This window comes from Alteromonas sp. ABH4_452 (assembly GCF_056311825.1).
Map to the genome: position 1 here is coordinate 885,838 of NZ_CM149973.1, position 20,731 is coordinate 906,568.

Annotated in this window: 18 protein-coding genes; 8 read left to right on the plus strand and 10 right to left on the minus strand. The window is 44.1% G+C overall.

The annotated features are described in order from the left end of the window. Positions 1-11 precede the first annotated feature (11 nt). The 4 genes from ubiB (at position 12) to ACYX4N_RS03855 (ending at position 3,687) form a co-directional block, all read left to right on the plus strand. Complete coding sequence (gene ubiB, locus ACYX4N_RS03840; protein ID WP_476055658.1) at positions 12-1,640, plus strand: ubiquinone biosynthesis regulatory protein kinase UbiB; 1,629 nt, start codon at positions 12-14, stop codon at positions 1,638-1,640. 293 nt (positions 1,641-1,933) lie between these two features. Further along, entirely contained in the window at positions 1,934-2,143 is a 210-nt protein-coding gene (gene cspE / locus ACYX4N_RS03845; protein ID WP_012519905.1) for a transcription antiterminator/RNA stability regulator CspE, read from the plus strand. A gap of 350 nt (positions 2,144-2,493) precedes the next feature. Beyond that, entirely contained in the window at positions 2,494-3,138 is a 645-nt protein-coding gene (locus ACYX4N_RS03850) for a hypothetical protein (RefSeq protein WP_476055659.1), read from the plus strand. 66 nt (positions 3,139-3,204) lie between these two features. Continuing rightward, entirely contained in the window at positions 3,205-3,687 is a 483-nt protein-coding gene (locus ACYX4N_RS03855) for an Lrp/AsnC family transcriptional regulator (protein WP_476055660.1), read from the plus strand. Positions 3,688-3,729: 42 nt separating this feature from the next. Here ACYX4N_RS03855 and ACYX4N_RS03860 read toward each other — a convergent pair whose 3' ends face one another. From ACYX4N_RS03860 to ACYX4N_RS03875, 4 genes are all read right to left on the minus strand, one after another. After that, entirely contained in the window at positions 3,730-3,894 is a 165-nt protein-coding gene (locus ACYX4N_RS03860) for a hypothetical protein (RefSeq protein WP_014950935.1), read from the minus strand. A 390-nt stretch (positions 3,895-4,284) separates the two neighbouring features. Then, positions 4,285-5,292: a cytochrome d ubiquinol oxidase subunit II gene (locus ACYX4N_RS03865; protein ID WP_474856454.1), complete on the minus strand. Its 1,008-nt coding sequence runs from the start codon at positions 5,290-5,292 to the stop codon at positions 4,285-4,287. A gap of 11 nt (positions 5,293-5,303) precedes the next feature. Beyond that, positions 5,304-6,677: a cytochrome ubiquinol oxidase subunit I gene (locus ACYX4N_RS03870; protein WP_474856453.1), complete on the minus strand. Its 1,374-nt coding sequence runs from the start codon at positions 6,675-6,677 to the stop codon at positions 5,304-5,306. An 11-nt stretch (positions 6,678-6,688) separates the two neighbouring features. Continuing rightward, the gene (locus ACYX4N_RS03875; RefSeq protein WP_136783374.1) at positions 6,689-7,246 is read right to left on the minus strand and encodes a GbsR/MarR family transcriptional regulator; all 558 of its coding nucleotides are present in this window, start codon (positions 7,244-7,246) and stop codon (positions 6,689-6,691) included. Between the two features lie 223 nt (positions 7,247-7,469). Between ACYX4N_RS03875 and ACYX4N_RS03880 the strand changes: the two genes are divergently transcribed. Next, positions 7,470-10,196 (plus strand): ATP-binding protein, encoded by a 2,727-nt coding sequence (locus ACYX4N_RS03880; protein ID WP_476055661.1) that lies wholly within the window; start codon positions 7,470-7,472, stop codon positions 10,194-10,196. 159 nt (positions 10,197-10,355) lie between these two features. On the opposite strand, the gene ACYX4N_RS03885 is transcribed toward ACYX4N_RS03880, so the two are convergent. The 4 genes from ACYX4N_RS03885 to ubiD all read right to left on the minus strand — a co-directional run bounded on the left by ACYX4N_RS03885 (position 10,356) and on the right by ubiD (position 15,529). Next, entirely contained in the window at positions 10,356-11,381 is a 1,026-nt protein-coding gene (locus tag ACYX4N_RS03885; protein ID WP_476055662.1) for a substrate-binding periplasmic protein, read from the minus strand. Between the two features lie 274 nt (positions 11,382-11,655). Further along, the gene (locus ACYX4N_RS03890; protein ID WP_476055663.1) at positions 11,656-13,068 is read right to left on the minus strand and encodes a M28 family metallopeptidase; all 1,413 of its coding nucleotides are present in this window, start codon (positions 13,066-13,068) and stop codon (positions 11,656-11,658) included. 201 nt (positions 13,069-13,269) lie between these two features. Next, positions 13,270-13,965: an NAD(P)H-flavin reductase gene (gene fre, locus ACYX4N_RS03895; RefSeq protein WP_476055664.1), complete on the minus strand. Its 696-nt coding sequence runs from the start codon at positions 13,963-13,965 to the stop codon at positions 13,270-13,272. Positions 13,966-14,062: 97 nt separating this feature from the next. Beyond that, positions 14,063-15,529, minus strand: a complete 1,467-nt coding sequence (ubiD, locus tag ACYX4N_RS03900) for a 4-hydroxy-3-polyprenylbenzoate decarboxylase (RefSeq protein ID WP_476055665.1) — start codon at positions 15,527-15,529, stop codon at positions 14,063-14,065. Positions 15,530-15,826: 297 nt separating this feature from the next. Between ubiD and ACYX4N_RS03905 the strand changes: the two genes are divergently transcribed. After that, positions 15,827-16,078, plus strand: coding sequence for a TIGR02647 family protein (locus tag ACYX4N_RS03905; RefSeq protein WP_118491853.1), 252 nt, complete (start codon positions 15,827-15,829; stop codon positions 16,076-16,078). 162 nt (positions 16,079-16,240) lie between these two features. After that, a complete protein-coding gene (locus ACYX4N_RS03910) occupies positions 16,241-16,885 on the plus strand; it encodes a tetratricopeptide repeat protein (protein WP_476055666.1) in 645 nt (214 codons plus the stop codon). Positions 16,886-17,066: 181 nt separating this feature from the next. Here ACYX4N_RS03910 and ACYX4N_RS03915 read toward each other — a convergent pair whose 3' ends face one another. Continuing rightward, positions 17,067-17,636 carry a cytochrome b/b6 domain-containing protein gene (locus ACYX4N_RS03915; protein WP_476055667.1) on the minus strand — a complete coding sequence of 190 codons (570 nt, stop codon included), beginning with the start codon at positions 17,634-17,636 and terminating at the stop codon, positions 17,067-17,069. A 101-nt stretch (positions 17,637-17,737) separates the two neighbouring features. Next, positions 17,738-18,019, minus strand: a complete 282-nt coding sequence (locus ACYX4N_RS03920; protein ID WP_476055668.1) for a PepSY domain-containing protein — start codon at positions 18,017-18,019, stop codon at positions 17,738-17,740. A 312-nt stretch (positions 18,020-18,331) separates the two neighbouring features. Between ACYX4N_RS03920 and ACYX4N_RS03925 the strand changes: the two genes are divergently transcribed. Beyond that, positions 18,332-20,695, plus strand: coding sequence for a TonB-dependent receptor (locus ACYX4N_RS03925; protein WP_476055669.1), 2,364 nt, complete (start codon positions 18,332-18,334; stop codon positions 20,693-20,695). Positions 20,696-20,731: the final 36 nt, after the last annotated feature.

The window sequence follows — 20,731 nt, forward strand, 5'->3', positions numbered from 1 at the left end:
CAGGCTCATAAATGCGTATTGTTAGGTTATACCGAATTAACAAGGTATTGTTGGAACACGGCTTAGATGAACTTATTCCAGCAAAGTGGTTACCCTGGTACGCGCGAATTATGCGCCATGTCATTTTCTGGGTGCGCAATAAGCACAAAGGGAAATCTCCTGGCGAGCGCATTACTCTTGCATTGCAAAATCTTGGTCCAGTCTTTATCAAGTTTGGTCAAATGCTTTCTACACGCCGCGACCTGCTTCCCCCAGCTATTGCTAATGAGCTGGCCCGCTTACAAGACAAAGTACCACCTTTCTCGTCAGAGGCTGCGCAAGACATCATCAGGCAGGCACTAGGGCTCTCTGATCTGAACGAGTTGTTTAGCGAATTTGAAACCGCGCCACTCGCGTCGGCCTCTATCGCCCAAGTTCACGCGGCAAAGTTAAAGCACAATAACGAAGATGTTGTAGTAAAGGTATTAAGGCCGGATATTCGCGATACCATAGTGGCGGATATGGAGCTTTTATTTAGCCTAGCAAATGTCCTACAGCGTTGGTTGCCAGACGGCAAGCGTTTACGCCCTGTAGAAGTGGTAGTGGAATACCGCAAAACCATTGTAGATGAGCTTGATCTGCTCCGTGAGTCAGCTAACGGTATCCAGCTAGGACGTAATTTTGAGGGCTCAGACGCCTTATACGTACCTAAGATCTACAGCGATTATTGTCGCAGTAATGTATTGGTTATGGAGCGTATTTACGGCTTACCTATTTCCAATATTGATGCTTTGTTAACCCAAAACACCAACATGAAAAAGTTAGCAGAACGCGGGGTTGAAGTTTTCTTTACCCAAGTATTCCGGGATAGCTTTTTCCATGCTGATATGCATCCGGGCAACATTTTTGTATCTACGGAACATCCTGAAAACCCAAAATACATCGCAATCGATTTTGGCATTGTTGGTACGCTTAATCGCGAAGATAAGCGCTATTTGGCCGAAAACTTTATCGCCTTTTTTAATCGCGACTATCGCAAAGTGGCGCAACTTCACGCCGACTCAGGTTGGGTGCCGCAAGATACCAATATTGATGAGTTCGAAATGGCCATTCGCACAGTATGCGAACCTATTTTTCAAAAGCCTTTGGCAGAAATATCCTTTGGTAATGTGCTGCTACAGCTATTTAACACGGCACGTCGTTTCAATATGGTGGTGCAGCCGCAGCTAGTGTTACTGCAAAAAACCTTGCTGTATATCGAAGGTTTAGGTCGTCAGCTTTACCCCCAGCTCGACTTATGGAAAACCGCCAAGCCATTTCTTGAAAACTGGATGAAAGAGCAGATTGGCTTTACCGCCATGATGGGAAAGGTGAAAGACAATTTACCTTTCTGGTCTGAAAAACTCCCTGAAATGCCAGACCTGCTGTACGACAGTTTACAGCAAATGAAGCGCTTGCCATTGCAACAGCAAAGGGCACATTTGGCACTGATTCAAGAGCAAAAGAAAACAACTCAGACCACTCATTTGAGCCTAGTAGGTGCAACCTTTGTACTGATGTCAGCAATATTGCCAATTTATGACTTATCCTGGTATTTCCCTGCAAGTACAGGTGTAATTGGCGCAATTTGTTGGTATTTGGCGTGGCGAAAAGGACTGTGATTATTGTTACGTTGGGGTGAAATATTTATGAAATCCGTAGTTAATTAATTAATTTGTATAGTAATCGTCCCGAAGAGTGTTATAGTGGATACGGCTCTAAGCCAAAGTCTTTAAATAGACGCGATTTTGTATTATTTGCTATATGTAAAACCACTCGAGTTACCCGGTAATTTGTTGTAAGTTGTTTGTCCATTCGTAAGTAAGACCCAATACTCCGCCAATTTAAAGACTCTAAAGAACTTTGTTACACGCGCTTATGCGCAATTTAATACGATATTTGAGGTCTATACGACATGTCTAAAGTTACAGGCACAGTTAAGTGGTTCAACGCTGATAAAGGTTACGGTTTCCTAACTCAAGATAACGGCGGCAAGGACGTTTTCGTTCATTTCCGTGCGATCATCTCTGACGGTTACAAAACGCTTCCAGAAGGTCAGCGAGTAGAATTTGAAGTTGAAGAAGGTCAAAAAGGTCTTCAAGCTGCTAACGTGCAAGCTATCTAAGAATTCAAAAACGGCGGTCATTTGACCGCCGTTTTTCTTTCTATTGTCTGCATTTCCCACGCTCACGCTAAATGCTTGACTAGGATTTTAGTGCATAACGCTTTTATTCTATAACGTTTTTGGTATAACTCACTTTTAACGAATAGCGCTTTCTTCAATTGCCAGTTTTCAGCGTAACTATCGTTACCGTTTCTTGTGTACACCGCACCAGATCACAAAGGCACTCGTTCACCCCAATAAATTTGATGCTCGCAGCATATTCCTAATATCAGTACGCCACAGTATTGCGTAGTCATGGTGTTTAATGCTTTACTCGATATAACGATGAATACGCCTTCAGGGAGTGCTTTATGCGCATCACATCAATAATTCGAACCACACTAGCTGCTTTACTACTTCTTCTTTGTTCAAACTCTACTTATGCCGCCCAAGCAGATGGGCTAGTCGTTGGCGAGAACGTTTTGGCAACAGTGCTAAATACCGAAATTCGAGTAGTAGACGTAATGCCCAGTGAAGAAAAGCGTCAAAACATGAAAGAGCAGGCGAAAGATAACTACGCCGAAATGCTCGAATATGTCGCCCATGTAAACGCGTCTAACAAAATTTTCGAACTAGTGTTAGAGGATTACGTTAAGGAAAAAGGTATTACGCTTGACCAAGCGCTAGTAAATAAGTTTATCGATAAGTTTAAGAGTCAGGTATCTAGCGAAACTTCATCTAAACCTATCGAAGAAATAGCGGTTAAGCAGGTAATGCAATTCCAAGCAGAAAAAGCCATGTTCGAAGAGTTTGGCGGTCGTGTCGTTTTTCGTCAGTCTAATCCGCAAATGCCTATTGATGCTTACAATGAACTACTCTCTCGCTATCGTGATGTGGGTAAACTTAACATAGCGGATGAAGACCTACGCGACGCATTTTGGGACTTATTTAAACCTCCCTATCAGTATGAAATTGCCACTGAAAACGTGGATTTTTCAAAGCCTTGGTGGCTTTAAATAAAGCATGAGCAACAAAACAAATGTACAACTGAAAGTGTTGGGGATGAAGGGCCAGATTCAACTATGGCTAATGATAAAATGAGCGTTATAGACGCAATAGATAAAGCCATTTTGGCCATGCTTCAGAATAATGCTGATACGCCTGTTGCAGAAATCGCCGAGCAAGTCGGGCTCACGGTCACGCCCTGCTGGCGACGCATTCAAAAGCTAGAAGATAAGGGCATAATTTCTAAACGAGTGGCGCTGTTGCAAGCAAAGCAGCTAGGCCTTGCAATGACGGTTTTCGTTCAAGTGAAAGCAGGAAGGCACGATGGGAAATGGCTGGCAAACTTTGCCAAGCACGCCGCGTCATTTGATGAAGTTGTTGAATGTTATCGTATGTCTGGCGAGTACGATTATCTGCTAAAAGTCCTCGTCACCGATATGGATTGCTTCGACCACTTTTATAAGCGATTAGTTAACGGTATAGAGTTTTCAGACGTTACGTCTAGCTTTGCCATGGAACAGATTAAGTACACAACCTCAGTCCCTTTAAACCACATTTAATACGCCAAAAAAATGGGGCCGGTTTGACGGGCCCCATATAAATTAATGATTTTGGTCTTCAACGTGCTGGTCGGCAAATATCTTGGATTTCTTTTTAATTTTACATCCTAAGATACGCTGCGCATTTTTACGGCCGATGTAATGAGCGACTGTATAGGGGTGCGCGCGTTTGAAGAACCGTGAGAACGAATGGAATACATTTTCCATAGTATTGGCTCCTTCTAGTAAAAATTGCCCCAAATAAAATATAGTAATATTACATTTTGATGTCAACAAAATAATTGTCATTAAACAATTTAGATATCTCGTTCACATGATAAGGATAGACTAAGTACAACTGAGCACCCTCTATTCATTGGTATACATTGTTCGAGAGAAAGGATCATATTTTGATCGAAGGTTTTCAGATTGAGTTTCCTAGCAGGTTATAGTCGTCGCCGAAAACGCTACAGGGCAGGAGAGCGTTGGAGGCAGCAAAAACTAACAACGTATAAGCGCTCATAATAGCGCTGAATAGAAAGTGAACACCACTGACTTTCAATGATGTTCACTATTGTTTTGAGCAATTAGGATCTGCTGGGATCCCATTAATGAATACTAGTAGTAAGAAAGCTTCTCTGACTTGCCGGAGAAAATTTTATATACCATGGCCGTATAAGCAAGAATGATAGGCACAACAATAACTACACCGACTAGCAAGAAGCGCAGGGAGTTAGCGTCACTGAGCGCATCCATCACCGTCATCTGCCCAGGTATAATAAACGGGTAGTAGCTAATGCCAAATGCGCAAAAGCAAAGTAAAAATACAAGCAAGGCTATAAAGAACGGAAGCCATTCACCTTTACCTTGAGCGTCAGGCAGCTTTTTAAGCAACACGCCACATAAGGCTAAAAGCGCAAAACATGCTACGGGTATTGCGAATAGCACATAGCCCCAGGGCGCTGATAGCCATAAGTCTCGCACATCATCGTGTAAGGTTAAGTTTGCGATACTTACTGCAGTAATTCCCACAGCCAGTACAACCAACCCTCGGCGTGCCCAATAATATGCTTTTTCTTGAAGCTCTCCTTCGCCTTTGAGTATTAACCAGCATGAGCCAATAAATGCATAGGCCGCTGTTACTCCAAATGCCGCAAGTAGAGCAAAGCCTTGAGCCCAAATATCAGTGCGAAGGCCCGTCACGTAAATGCCCAACATGTAACCTTGCGCGAGCGTAGTTAAAAGCGAACCGTATTTAAATACCAAATCCCATTTCCGCTTTTTCACTTGCACAACTTTAGCGCGAAAATCGAACGCCACGCCGCGCAAAATAAGCCCTAACAACATGAAAGTTGCAGGTAAGTACAGAGTTTGCAGAAACTCGCTATGGGCTTCAGGGAAAGCGATAAGCAGCAAGCCTATGGCAAGCACAAGCCAGGTTTCATTGGCATCCCAGTAAGGCCCAATAGAGGCTATCATATCGTCGCGAAAAGCCTCTTTTCTTGGCGGTATTAATACGCCAACACCTAAGTCATAGCCATCTAAAATAGCGTACAGTAATACAGATAAACCAAGTAAGCCGACGTAGATGTTTCCAAGCATTTCTGCTGATACATTTTCAAACATGTTCGCTCTCCTTATACCGTGCTTGGGTCAGGTTCAGAGGGTTGCATCTTAGCCTTCGCTACTTCGCGTTCTTCCGTCGTTATTTCCTCGATTTCCACTGCTTTTCTACACATCAACATAAGCGTTCCCATGTATGCGATTAAGAGCACCGTGTAAATGACGAGGTAAAGCGTGAACGACAGAGCAATATTGGCCGGTGGCAATTGGGTAACAGCATCAGCGGTTCTCAATACGCCACTCACTAAATAAGGCTGTCGACCTATTTCTGTAACGTACCAGCCTGCTAACGTTGCTATCCAGCCGCTAAATGCCATACCTGCAAACGTGCGTTTCAGCCACACAGGAAATTCTTTCTTGCGAATAAGGTAAAGACTACCAAGCCATGAAACAGCCAGCATTAGCATGCCCATACCTACCATGACTCTGAAGCCGAAGAAAACAGGGGCTACAGGTGGGTGCTCTCCCTCAAACTCATTAAGCCCTTTTATCTCTCCTTTGAGCTCATGGGTAAGAATTAAACTTGCACCGTAGGGAATGGGAATTTCAAAGTGGTTCTCTTTGCTTTCTTCATCTGGAATAGCAAAAAGCAATAAAGGTGCACCTTCAGTGGTTTCCCATAAACCCTCCATCGCCGCCACTTTTTGAGGTTGATGCTCAAGGGTATTTAAACCGTGCATGTCACCCGCAAAAATTTGCAAAGGAATTAGCACGGCCGCCGTGTAGGTAGCTGTTTTAAGCGCTAGTTTGGGGGCAAGTTTATCGTCACCTTTTAGCATACGGTATGCTGAAAGACCGGCAATAAGGAAGCTAGCGGTTAATCCAGACGCCAACATCATATGAGCAAAGCGATAGGGGAAAGATGGGTTAAAGATGATTTCTTTCCAATTCGTGGCATAAACCACACCATCAATTACTTCAAAACCTTGTGGCGTTTGCATCCAGCTATTAAGCGCTAATATCCAAAATGCAGACGTTGTGGTGCCAAGAGCGACAATGAGGGTGGACGCTGTATGTAGCCAGTTAGGAACACGGCGTATCCCAAATAGCATGATCCCCAAGAACGTGGCTTCTAAGAAAAAAGCGGTCAGTACCTCGTAACCTAAGAGCGGACCGGCCACGTTACCCACTTTCTCCATGAATCCAGGCCAATTAGTGCCGAACTGAAATGACATGGTGACGCCGCTAACCACGCCTAATGCAAAGCTTAGGGCAAATACACGGACCCAAAAACGATACATGCGCATCCAAACAGGGTGACCTGAGGTGTTAGAGCGCAGCTTAAAATAAAAAAGAAACCAACCCATCGCCATGGTGATGGTTGGAAATAAAATATGGAAACTAATATTTAACGCAAATTGTAAACGAGACAGCAAGAATGCATCCACAGAGAGCCCCCTTAGTTAACGCTGTTTTTCCCCGGAAGTAGCTTGTCCTTAAGCTCAAGCATACGGCCCACGCCAGAACCTAATTTCATCAAGGTGTTTAGCTTTTCAGGTCCAAGATTTTGAAGCTCTTCAGACCATGCAGTAATTGATTCGAGTAAATCATGAATTTCGTTCAGTTTATGCTGAGCGTTCGCCTCCTTTTCATTAGCAGGTGCATCGAGCAGCAGATCCCGAAGCAGGCTCATTGTTGGGTCTATTTCGCGCTTCCTGCGCTCTTCAAAAACCCGGTTTGCTAATGTCCAGATATCGCCAGCGGGAATAAAGAATTCTTTTCTCTCGCCGGGAACGTGATGTTGTTTTACTAGGCGCCATGATTGAAGCTCTTTTAAACCCATACTGGTATTGCCTCTGGAGATATTGAGCGCATCGGCAACCTCTTGTGCCGAAATGGGCTCTTCGTTTAATACAATAAGCGCAAGAATTTGCCCTACTGTACGATTAAAACCCCAGCGGCTTCCCATTTCGCCGAAGTGCATGACTGCAGATGTAATTAAAGGCGTCATTTTCATTCTTATTTTCCAGAAGTTTCAGAAATTATTGAAAGTTTATTGTGTAGGATCAAAAAAGGCAACAATAAAGTGCTTTGTAAGCTAAATTTTATTGATAATTTAATAAAAGTTAATTAGGAAAGTTTCAACGATATTGCATGCTTTGGTTGCAATAAGTTGTTATCGTGGTTGTGTAATTAAAACCCTCATGAAAGTTCGCTTTCAAAATTTCTCGGCCAAGGCAATGCAGCACGTTACAGATAAAAAGATAAAGACGCTTCAGAACTGCGAAGATGAAGCTATTCACCTAATCGAAAGTGTTCAAAGCTTTGGTTACGTTATAGCGGTAGACCCTGAAACTAAAAAAATTCAGGTGTTCAGTGAAAACATTAATGAGCTATTTAAAGTCAGTATCATTGCGGGTGAAACTCTCATCACTGAGCTCATAGATACCCCTTCCGAAGATGCTCCCACTTTTCAAAGTATTTATCAAAGCGTAAAAGGCGGAGACACGCGCCGAGCGTATCAATGGAAATTTGCCGACAACGCGCTTCATTTAGACAACTGGGAAAAAGAGGGGAGCGGTGTCGCGTTCGATTCAAACGGTTTACTTGTTATTGAATTAGAGCCTACCCCGCAGCTTAGCTATGAAGCTGCCCAACAATGGGTACCGATGGACGTAGATATTCGCACATTGCTTCCTGATGTGGATGGGTGCGAGTCTATCGGTGATGTCGCAGACGCCATTGCGGGCGTATTCAAGCGCTACATAGGGTTTGATTCGGTGATGGTTTATCAGTTCGATAAAACCTATAGCGGAGAAGTAATTGGCGAAGCAAAATTACCAGCTTCACGCTCTTTCAAAGGTTTGAAATTTCCGGCATCTGATATTCCTAGCCAAGCCCGAGCTCTGTACTTAAAAAATCGCGTACGTTGCGTATTTGACGTAGAACAAAACCCTATTGCTTTAAAGCCAACAGTGCAAGAAGCAGAGCGACCGCCACTGGATTTATCCATGTCTATGGTTCGTTCAGTGTCGCCGGTTCATATTACTTATCTTAAAAACATGGGTATACGTTCATCGTTTTCAGTGTCCCTTGTGTTTGAAGGTAAACTTTGGGGGTTACTTGCTTGTCACAATAACGAGCCTAAATATATCGACCAAAAAAAGCGTTTGGTATGCGAATCCCTCGGTCATCTCTATGCGTGGCAGCTACATACTAAAGCCTTGCATGAAAAGAAAGAGCAGTTTCAAATTCGCCAACGTAAGCTAAACACTATTATTCACCAGCTTACTGGCTTTGCTAACCCGCTTGAGGCGATAACCCAAAAAGAAAAAGGCCTTTTGGATGTTGCCAATGCATGTGGTATGGCGGTTATTACCCCTGTAGATAAGTATTTAGTAGGAAAAACGCCCTCTGAACAAACATTAACTCGCCTTCTTGACAAATTCGTCATTCCAAACTCTGAAGAGTCAATTGCTATTAGCAAGTTGGCGGAAGAAGTGTCGGAACAATGTGACCTTAATGGCATTCGCGGCATGTATATTTCCTGTGTATCCGCCAAGCTTGGTTACTACACGGTTTGGTTTAGAGAGCAAAAAGACAAAACTATACGATGGGCGGGCCGCGAGGCCGCAAACAAAGATATTGGTAAGGTACTAACGCCTCGTAATTCCTTTGATATGTACTTACAAAGTGTTGCTGATGAGTCGGTAGAGTGGAGCGAGGATGATCAGCTTATAATAGAAGGTTTTGATCACCTATTTATACCTTACGCGCTAAGCTTAAAAGCGTCGCTCGATAAGCAAATTAGTAAATTAGAAGAGTTAGATAAAGCTAAAGATCAGTTTTTGGCGAGTATTTCCCATGAACTTCGTTCGCCCCTTAATTCTATCGTAGGTTGGACGGACTTAGCACTGATGGATGTGACGAATGTCGATAGAATGTCCGATGCATTAGGCGTTATCAAACGCGCTGCGTCTACACAGGCCGCGTTAATTAACGATATCTTAGATTTATCGCGCATTATCTCCGGCACCATGAAGCTCAGCACGCATTCACTTAATATTGCTTCATCTATTTCTGAGGTGGCTAAATCATTTGAAGCGGGCTTTGCCAGTAAAAATATTCAACTTTCAATCAATTGCGAAGATGAGCATACTCAAATTCTGGGTGATAATTTGCGTATTAAGCAGGTGATAAATAATCTGCTCAGTAACGCTCTTAAATTTACAGCAAAAGGTGGAACCGTACATGTGCGGGGGCGAAGGGAACATTCTAACTACTTGTTTCGTGTAAAAGACAACGGTAAAGGAATGACCCAAGATCAGATAGCCCGGGTTTTTGAACGCTTTTACCAAGGTAAAGACTCTCATAACAAACTTGGCTTGGGGCTGGGTTTATCTATTGTAAAGAGCCTAGTTGAAATGCACGGCGGGGAAATTCGCGCCGAAAGCGATGGACTAAATTCCGGGACTACTTTCTTTGTATCTTTGCCTATTGCTCCTCTTAGTTTGCACGATGACATTATCGAAACCAAGAATAGCGAAATCAGTGATTTAACCGAGTCTTTGCGTTTAAGCGGTTTACGAATCTTGGTAGCAGAAGACGAGCAAGACGCCCGTGACTTTATAAAGCTGTTTTTAGAGTCTAACGGTGCCCGCGTCAACGTAGTTAAAAACGGGCTGCTCGCATGGAAAGAGCTAAACGATATGCCCGAAGCTTTCGATCTATTACTGTCGGATATTGGCATGCCGGAAATGGATGGGTTAGGTCTAGTGTTAAAAATAAGAGCTAGCGAAATCCCCGAGATTGCGAAGCTCAACGCTGTGGCACTTACCGCATACGCCTATACATCAGACCGCGTTAAAGCCCTTAAAGCAGGCTTTAATAATTATGTATCTAAACCCGTTGACGGAGAAGAGTTGCTGACTATTTTGGAAATGTATATGCCAGAAACGTCACTCTAATAGCTGAAAACCGCGCCTGTAAGTCTAGTCAGCCTTCAGCGCGCGGATAAGTGCCTACTGCGTGGCATTGTATTGACTACAACCTGAATATAGAGTCTTAAATCAGGCTCCGTTGATGCCCAACAGCGAGTTAGGATCTGTTAGGCTTTCAAAATTTATCTACCAGCGGCGAAGCAGCTGTTCATAGACACTTTTATCTAAAAGTGACTCGCGGGCCGATAAGCTTTCTTTAGCTGAGAGTACTGCGCGTGCCTCTTCTAACGATACATATTGCTTACCATCAACATAAAACATGCTGCTTTCAGAGGTAGGCTTACCATCTAGCGAGTAAACTGTGTCTAATAAGTCCGCAGTTGTAGTTATGCTGCTATGTCCAATATAGTCGGCTACGCCATCTCCATTCACATCTTTCGTTAGCCATGCCAATGCAAGAGGCTGATTAAGTTCACCGTTATTTTGTAACGTTGATATGGCTTGGTTAAATTTTGCAATAATGCTCTCAGCACTGGCAACATTTTTACTGATAGCTATTTGAAACCCCGTTTTGGCTAAAGGCTTTGCTGAAAAGTGCAAAGTTTCTTCGTTATCGTTCGCCAGCAGTATGTTTAGCTCTCGCGTGAGAAGCTGGGTAGTAATCAAGTAAGGTGCTCTATCATCGGCAAGTTGGCGAAAGGCATCAAACGTTGTGGGGTTGCGCGACCACTTTATATCTTTAAGTAGTCTGAACGAGGGCGTGTTTGCAAAGCGGTTTTCAATCGCAACTCGATTGCCTTTTAAGTGAGGAAAAAGTTTTATGTCTTCTACGTTTGCCTTCTTACTTACCGCGTAAAGGTAAACAGGTAAGTAAATATCGGATAGAAAATAATTACTGCTGTCTTCGCCCAAATTTACGTAGGCAAACTCACCGTCTAGTTTCCCTGTTAGTACAGAGCTACCTAAAAAAGCTTGTCGCATAACCCGAAGTTGAATATCCAACTCCGCCTTTTCAAACACCTTTTCAAGCAAAGCATTAATTCGAGCAGGCTCACCATCATCGCTTATATAAGTTTCAAAGGTAGCGGCACCCAAAGTCGTTGTGGCAGCTTTTAAAGGAGAAATGTTAACTAAACAAAGTGCTAGGCTTATACCTAACAGGGAAAGGCGTCGAGTGAAAAAAGAGAGCGAAAACGCGCTGAATCTTACCAAAGGTGAACTCCGAACTGCCGTCATGCATTTATTACACTGTAATGTAGTTAGTCATTTAATTCCAATAAACCCGCATTGGTTTAAATTAACAAAATGTAAGCGGCATCAATAGATTGTGTGTCATGCTGACGTCTAGGCAGGCTTTTGTTGAGTAAAGTCATTCGTGACGATAAGCCAGTTTCCATTACCCACTTAACGTCACGAACTTGATTGGATACGTAATTGGATGAGTAAGCGTATAGGTACGCTCAATATAAGCGCTCAATACAAACGCTTATTCTCCAAAGCTTCCCGCAGGACCTGGATAAACCACAACGCTTTCAACACCGTCTTTGTTCACGCTGGCAACGCCAAAAAAGTAGTTGTCGATAACAACGTTCTCAAGCATGGCTTCGGTCACATTGCCCACATACTTACTGTATTCCCATTGCGGAGCATCAGTATGACGCCAATATACTTTGTATCCTTTAAGCTGAGGGTTCTCTTCAGCATCTAGTGCATCCCATTTTAAAAAGGTTGAAGGCTGAACTGCACCGGCAATTTGTACGTTTGCAGGTGGGTTCGGTGCCCACGCCATTGCTGCAAGAGAAACAGCGTTTAACCCGGTAAGCTTAGCCGCGTAGTCAAAGTTAACACCATCTAAAGTATCACCATAGGCAATTCCGTCTTCTACGCGAAGATCTTGGTGTTGACGGGTGTAGTTTTCATTGGTCTCCATAATACGAATACCTGGGTAGCCCAAGTCGTTAAACGGGCGATGGTGACCACCACGGCCAAAGCGGTCTAGGCGATAAATCACCATAGTGTCTAAATTCTCTATGTATTTATCCGCGATTTTATCAATATAGCGGGCAAGGTTCCGGCTTGGTGAGTCAACTTCACCCCCGGTGAAACGGCGCATTCGCGCTTCTTTTTCCGTTTCGGTTACGCGTGTACCTTCGGCAAATAAGCGAGCGGTGGTGTTATTAATCACACCGTTAACCCCTTCGATGTTGCCTATCATGTCATTATTGAGCACGGCTTTAATTCTCCAGCCGTCTTTTTTGGCTTGGTTTGCCATAATACGTCCGCCGAAAAGCCCTTGCTCTTCGCCAGATAGTGCAGCATACACGATACTGCCGTTAAACTTGTACTTTGATAATACTCGTGCCGCTTCAAGAGTTCCGGCAACACCCGAGGCGTTGTCGTTTGCACCCGGTGAGTCAGACGTGAAATCCATGACATCAGATACTCGTGAGTCAATGTCGCCAGACATAATCACATAGCGGTCCGGATCAGTACTACCACGCTGAATCGCAATTACGCTAACCACTTCCACTGGGTCTGGAATACGTTTCTCACCACTAATCACTTCTGATTGGTAGTACACTTCTAAGCAACCACCGCACTCAGCTGAAATTTTATCAAATTCAGATTTAATCCAGCGACGCGCAGCGCCTATACCGCGGGTATCAGACTCGGTTTCAGAGAGAGTATGGCGTGTACCAAAGTTCACCAACTTGGTAATGTCTTTTTCAATGTTTTCGGCAGAGACATTTTTAGCAATATCGTAAAGTGCTTGCTGCTGTTCGCTTTGTGCGTGAGCAGCGAAAGATGCAGTGCTACTTAGCAATATGGCTGAGGCCAGCAGACTATTTGTTCTTATTATGGCGCTTATGTTAGCGAGTGTGGATAGGTTTTTTATCATTGTTTTCTCCAGTAATTATCTTTTCACCATAACCAATACGTGGCTTGTCTACAATTGGAGTAAACCTGTTTAATGGTTGGTCATCGCAAGTCATTGCGATTGAAAAGCGGAGTAAGGCGCTGAGTATAAAAAACGATCTGTAACAAAGAACGAAAAAACCGGCATTCGCCGGCTTTCACAATATGAGGTTTACGCTAGCGCTTAAATAAAGGCAAACGCGTCGCCGAATAGGTTTTCAACTTTTAAACCGCGCTGAGTAAAATCGTCGCGCACTACTTTTGCCATTTCGAAGCGGCCGGCAACATATACTTGAACGTTCGCAAAGTCAGCGTGGTCTGCCATGACTGCGTGATGCACCCAGCCCGTTCTGCCTTTCCACTCGTCACATGCAAACTCTACAACCGGCACAAAAGTGAAGTGATCGTTAGCTTCAGCGAGTTCAGTTAGCTTGTCAGCTAAATACAAATCAGCCGCGTGTTTTCCACCCCAATAAAGGGTAAGTGGTGTTTTGTCACCGCTATTAAGATGCTCTTGCAGAATTGAGTAGGTATACGAGAAGCCAGTACCACCAGCAATAAGCACCATAGGCAGGCCATTACTTTGCAAAAACGCATTGCCACTACCTACATTTACGGTAATTTCGCCATCTGCACGCATGCGCTCTAGCACGTCACCTGCGTAACTGTTGCCAGGCTCTGCGCCAATGTGTAATTCAATGCGGCCATTATCAAATGCGGCATTAGCAATAGAAAATGGGCGCATATCTTTTTCGCCCATTACCACCATAGCGTACTGACCCGCCTTAAATTCAACAGGGCTTTCTGGCGTTAATTCAACTTTTTGTACCACTTCGGTTAAAGGCGTGATGCTTGCAACCTTACACTTAATCTCTGACATGTATTCTCTTTAAACCTTCTTGCTAGCGTGTCGCCTTTTTATGCGCTTTAAGACAAGCGCATGCTCAATACAAAATAAATAGCACTAAAAATAGTCGCTACATAATACCAAGACTGTCCCAAATATCATCAACCCGTTTTTTAACGTCTTCGTCCATGACAATGGGAACGCCCCATTCACGGTCGGTCTCGCCGGGCATCTTGTTTGTCGCGTCCATGCCCATTTTCGAACCTAGCCCTGAAACCGGGGACGCAAAGTCCAAGTAATCGATAGGCGTATTTTCTATCATCACCGTGTCGCGGGCTGGGTCCATACGGGTAGTGATAGCCCAGATAACATCATTCCAGTCGCGCGCGTTAACGTCGTCATCGCACACTATCACAAATTTCGTGTACATGAACTGTCTTAGAAAAGACCACACGCCCATCATCACTCGTTTGGCGTGACCCGGGTACTGTTTCTTCATGGTAACTACCGCCATACGATAAGAACAACCTTCTGGCGGCAAATAGAAGTCGACAATTTCAGGGAACTGCTTTTGCAAAATTGGTACAAACACTTCGTTTAGCGCAACACCTAAAATGGCTGGTTCATCGGGTGGACGGCCTGTATAGGTTGAATGGTAGATTGGATCTTTGCGATGGGTTATATGCGTTACCGTAAACACAGGGAAGTCGTCGACTTCATTATAATAACCGGTGTGATCGCCATAAGGGCCTTCAGGCGCAGTTTCATCTTGTGCAATATAGCCTTCAAGTACAATCTCAGCGCTGGCTGGTACTTGTAGGTCGTTACTAATTGACTTAATCACTTCGGTTTTATCACCGCGCAGTAGGCCTGCAAAAGCATATTCTGAAAGTGTATCTGGTACAGGAGTAACCGCGCCCAAAATAGTGGCGGGATCTGCACCGAGCGCAACAGATACAGGGTAGGGTTCACCCGGATGAGTTTGACACCACTCACGAAAATCTAGCGCACCACCACGGTGTGATAGCCAGCGCATAATGAGTTTGTTTTTGCCAATAACTTGCTGACGGTAAATCCCCAAATTCTGGCGCTTTTTGTGTGGTCCTTTAGTAACACTCAAACCCCAGGTTACCAAAGGTGCAGCGTCACCCGGCCAACAGCGCTGAACCGGAATTTTTGATAAGTCTACATCGTCACCGGTAAGCACCACTTCCTGACAAGGGGCTTTTTTTAACACTTTAGCAGGCATGTTCAGCACCTGTTTAAACACAGGTAACTTTTCCCAAAGATCTTTAAGCCCTTTTGGAGGCTCTGGCTCTTTTAAGTAGGCCAGCAGTTTGCCCACTTCACGTAGCGCTTCAACAGAGTCTTGCCCCATGCCCATCGCTACGCGTTCGGGGGTACCAAATAAATTGGCCAGTACCGGCATATCGTGGTTTTTAGGGTTTTCAAACAACAGCGCAGGGCCACCAGCACGCAAAGTCCTATCGGCAATTTCTGTCATTTCAAGGTCGGTCTCAATGGGCTGGCTAATGCGCACTAACTCGCCTTTTGCTTCAAGCTGGCGAATAAAGTCGCGTAAATCTTTGTACTTCATCTGTTTGGCGTATCCACACACGTTATTTATGGCAAGAATATACCATTTTAGTGCAAAGTCCGATCAGTAAGCGGTGTGAAACCAACATTAAACGTTCTACAGACAAATTAACCTTTACAGTGGCGCCATTTAAGTGTGATATAGCAATATGTTATTAAATTTAACAATTACGGGCCAATAGCGCACGGCGTGCGTATTCTTACTTAGCCCTTCTATTTTAGTGCTTTGCGATAACACGCCGCAGTAATGCGCGTGCATTAAAACCCTAATAACCCTTTTTTTGCCTAAGGTGGTTACATGAGTTCATTCGATCAGGACATGCTAGACGAGTTAAATTTGCTACTGAAGTTTCCTGCAGACAGTCTACTTCAGGGGCTGAAAATTCATCACGATGCCAGTCAAAGCATGGTGAACGCAGCATCCAGGCTGTACTCGAAAGGCTTAATTACCCAGCCAGACGGTGGTTACCTAACTGATTTAGGTATTGATTTAGCCGACCACGCCCGTCATATCCAATCCGCCATGTGCCCGCGAAAAAGTAGTCATTAGCCTGAACGTTTTTTGCTATATCTTTTAGCAGATAGGCTAAAGTGAAATAGGCTTTGGCCGCTCGCGATTATTTACGTAAAGAAAAGCGTCTCTTGGTTAAGTTAATCTATAATAGGTCGATAACTAAACTAAGTTTGCGTTATCAACATTTATTGCTTAGCTATGAAACGAATTATATCTACCGCTTTATTAATCTGTGCCTCCGTAGCGGGGTTTTCTGCTCATGCGCTTGAAGGTGAGACGATAGAAGAACTGCGTGCCGTTCAGCTTTACAGTCAAGACGCGCTCATCGACATGATTAACGCGAATACTCACCTAGATAAAGTGGTAGAAGACAGATGTCAGCTTGTTCAAGACATCGAAGCTCGCGCCGATGTGCTAAAAGTTCCAGCCTACCAATTTTTATGGGGCGATATGCTGGCGTGGGGGGTATGCGTAGATGCTGAACCCGCTCGTGGAATTGGTTATATGGAAGACGCAGCGAATCAAGGTTTGCCAGCGGCACTTGAGCAGCTTGGACGTTACTATGCAAAGGGCACGCTGGTACAGCAGGATAAAGCACGCGCGGTGGTGTACTTGCGAGAAGCCGCGGCACTTAAAAACCTAAAAGCGCAGATTCGTTTGGTCGAGTTGTTTTTAGACGGTCACGGCAGCCCTTACGATTATGAAGATGCCTACCACTGGCTTTATAACTCTGTGACCAACGATAAAAAACAGCATCAGCAAATATCGTCTTACCTCGCTCGCTTAGAAAAATTAATGCATCCGAAAGCTGTGCGTGAAGCAAAGCGTCCTTTAGATAGCTAAATAACATTAGTACCTAATTGGTATCAAACGCCTAATTGATTACGAGAGTAGATTTAAACACAACGGGCAGCAGGCAATCAGAGCAACAGGAAAAAGCTAGCAGTTAGCATGAGCTGGCTTCTGCAATAGCGATAGCCTTTGTGCATTTATGGCTTCAGTGCATTTTCACTCGAAAAGGGGCTTAACGCCTTCGCCAGCCTGTAAGCATTGGACGAACTAATTGAATATTTCCCCTATATTGCACAGCAAATACGGCAGCTACATGTACTAGCACGCATGCGTAGAGAATGTCGGCCATAATGCTGTGTATCCATTCCAACGTACTATTACCGAACATGGCATCTATTTCTTCCATCATAAAACCGGTAATACCTAAACCCAGCAGTAGCGTGATAACGGCCATTATCATTAGCCAGCCGAACGGGTTGTGTCCATGGTGAGTGGGAATTTTCTTTTGTTTTACGTGTTGTATATGTTGGACGAAGGCTTGTCGATGCAATGACACGCTAGAAAAGCTTGCGTATTTAGTGGCAACCTTGTTACTAGCTTCGAATTTGGCTGACAAAAAGCCCCAGCCAACCCGTATGGATATAAATGCTACCGCTATATAGCCGGTTATTTCATGATAAAGGCGACCTGGCTCTACAATAAAATAGTTGGTCACAAAGGTAGCGACAAGACCCCAGTGGCATAGGCGCACCACCCAATCCCAAATATAAATGTCCGAAGGCTTATCTTTAGGTCTGTACATTACATAACTTTCTTAAGGTAAAACAAAAACGCTGCAATAGGTTGCAGCGTTTTTATCAAGTATTAAAGCAAGCGAGCTATCAGCCGTTTGCTAAAACACACCTAGTGCATTTCTTTCTTAACAATGCTGCCATCAACAGGGTTAAAGTAAATTTCTACTTTGTTTTCTTCTTTATCAAAACCATAGATTTCGTAGCAGTTGCCGCCTGTTACTTTAAACTCGTTTATTTTGTAGCCTTGTGCTAAAAGCTGAGCCTGAAACGCATCTTGGTTCTGCCATTCAGCTTCAGGTGCAGTAGTACACTGCGTAGTGCCATGTTCTGCACTACACGCACTTAAAAGGGTTGCAGCGCCAATAGCCGTAGCCATCATTAATTTTCTCATTGCAGTCTCCATTTCGCTTTTTAGTTAAACGTTATTTCTGTCCTACGTGGAATGAGTGTACTTAGTTTGCTCTATGATTCAAAGGGGTGTTTTTGCAATAGACATATATCGCGGCTTAGATTATTCGAATGGTATATATCTGTCACAAAAGTGCCTTTGACTTGTCACCTATGCTTCATCGAACCGTCTCAAAAGCGTTCTACATTCTTGTGCTTCGATAATTCTAAAAAGTAGGCAATGTCGCCAATCTACCGGTGAACTGCTTATAAAAACACATAAAACACCCACTAAGCACACGAAAGGAATGATTTGATGCGTCCTCTGTACCCTAGATCCTTTTATTCACGCTCTTTACTTGCTACAACGATTGCGTTTGCTCTATCAAGCGCTTCAATTGCACAAGAAGTAGCGCCCGACACAGCAAACGAAACTGACTATATAGAAGAGATTACAGTAACTGCCCAAATGCGTGAGCAGTCCGTAATGGATGTGCCTGTTACTATGGATGTAATCGGCAGTGAATTTTTAGAGCGTACTAATATCATGGAGCTTGATGAGCTTTCTCGCATATTGCCTAACGTTCAAATTCAGGAACAGGCTGTAAGCCTACCGTCTTTTAATATTCGCGGTGTCACCGATGATGTTTCGTCAGTGTCGGCAACACCTCGTATATCGGTATACCAAGATGGCTTTGATATCAGTAAAAAAACCGTAGCCAGTGTGGCGCTTTACGATATTGCCCGCGTAGAGGTTTTAAAAGGCCCACAGCCGACCCTATTTGGTGTGGCTGCAGCCAACGGCGCGGTAAGCATTCACTCTAATCTTCCTATCTTGGAACAGGAAGGTAAAGTGCAGGTTGGCTATAACTCAGAGCAAGGCCAAGAAGTTGAGTTTATGTACAACCAGCCTATTAACGACAACCACAGTTTTCGAATTGCCGGACTTTACCGAGAAATGGACGGCATTGTAGAAAACAATGCCTGTAGCGCTGATTCATACTACGGTAATGCCAACATGTATAACCATTTAGGTGAAGAAGTACCGTGCAATAGCGAAGATCTTCAAGGGGTGTCGGTGCAAGCACTTCGCGCAACTTGGCTTGCAAGCTATGAGAAGCTAGAAATTATTGCTCGTGCGGCCATGGAGTATAATGACCAGCCGGGCATTGCTTTCAAGTCAGGTTCTATTGCACCAAATGATGGAGATACTAGCCCTTTTACCGATGCTGAGTTCAGCTTGGGCAGTGAGTTAGGTATTGAGCGTACGCTTCAAGCCTACGACTTAACTGTAAACTACGATTTCAACCAAATGCTTAGCCTACACGCCGATGCCTACTATAAAGATGTAGAAGTAAGCGAAGGTTTTGATGCAGACGGTTCTGCACTTCGTATTCAAGATGCTTATTTCGATAACGATGCCACACTTCAAGGTGCGTCAATGCGTTTGGTGTATGACTCAGGTGACAAGCTTGCAGCGTTTGTTGGCGCGTCTATTACTCAAGATGAATCGATTTTGCCTTACTATGTGATGGTAGACCCATTTATACGAGGAACGTTTGATGCAGTAAGAGCACAGCTTGAGGCCACCTCGAACATTCCACTTAACCAAAATATCGCGACTAACGCATCGCTAGAAGACATTGAAGCGCTACGTGCTATGTTGGTGTCACAGCTATTTAATGCCGATGGCTCGCCTATTTCTAACCCAGCGCTACCGCCTATTTTTATACAAGGGCCGTTTACCTTTGAAGCAGAGCTAGACATTGCTTCCTACGTCGCTGAAGTGTCGTATTTTGTTACCGACAGTATTAACGTAACGGCTGGTATACGCTACATTGATGAAACCCGTTATACCCGCAATACCTTTACTACCGCTGACGGTGTATTTACGTTCGATGCCGAGCGCGACTTTGACGATACTCTGCCACGCTTCGCGGTAAGCTATGACGTAAACAACAACTGGAACTTATATGCGAACTACGCCAAGGGCCGACGCTCACCGGTTGTAGATGCTAACGCGGGTGGCGTTAACGTGACAAAAGCTGAAATTGTAGATAGCTACGATTTGGGTGTTAAGTATCAAAGCGCCAACTTCCTGTTCTCGGGCGCCATTTTTACCTACGAATACAGCGACTATCAGCAAAGCTTTACCGATGCGGAAACCTTGCAGTCTATTACCGTAACAGTAGGCGACTCGACCATGTCGGGTATTGAAGGCATGGCGACCTATAACTACAGCGAAACGCTGACGCTAACAGCAAGCCTTGGTTTCTTAGACGCTGAGTTTGCTGACAGTACTGCTGATGGTTCTGAATTTCAGTACGGCGGTAACAAATTCCGCCTTGCGCCAGAAGTCAGCGGTGCCATCAACATCAACAAAGTATTCAATATGAATAACTTCGATATTGATGTTAACTGGCTAACCAGCTTCCAGTCTGAAGTGTTCTTTGAAAGCAGTAATTACCCTGGTCTTTCTCAAGACACTTACTCACTTACCGATGTCTCGGTGAAACTGCTTCAAGACAACAGCAAGTTTGCCTACGAATTTTACGTAAACAACCTGTTTGATAAAGAGTTCTTAATTGATGCAGGTAACACGGGTGGCGGCTTGGGCATTCCTACCTTCGTTCGCGGTATGCCTCGTATTGCCGGTGTGCGTGTTTATTACGAGTTTTAGAAATACCTAAAAATTAAGGCGCTTAACTGGGTTAAG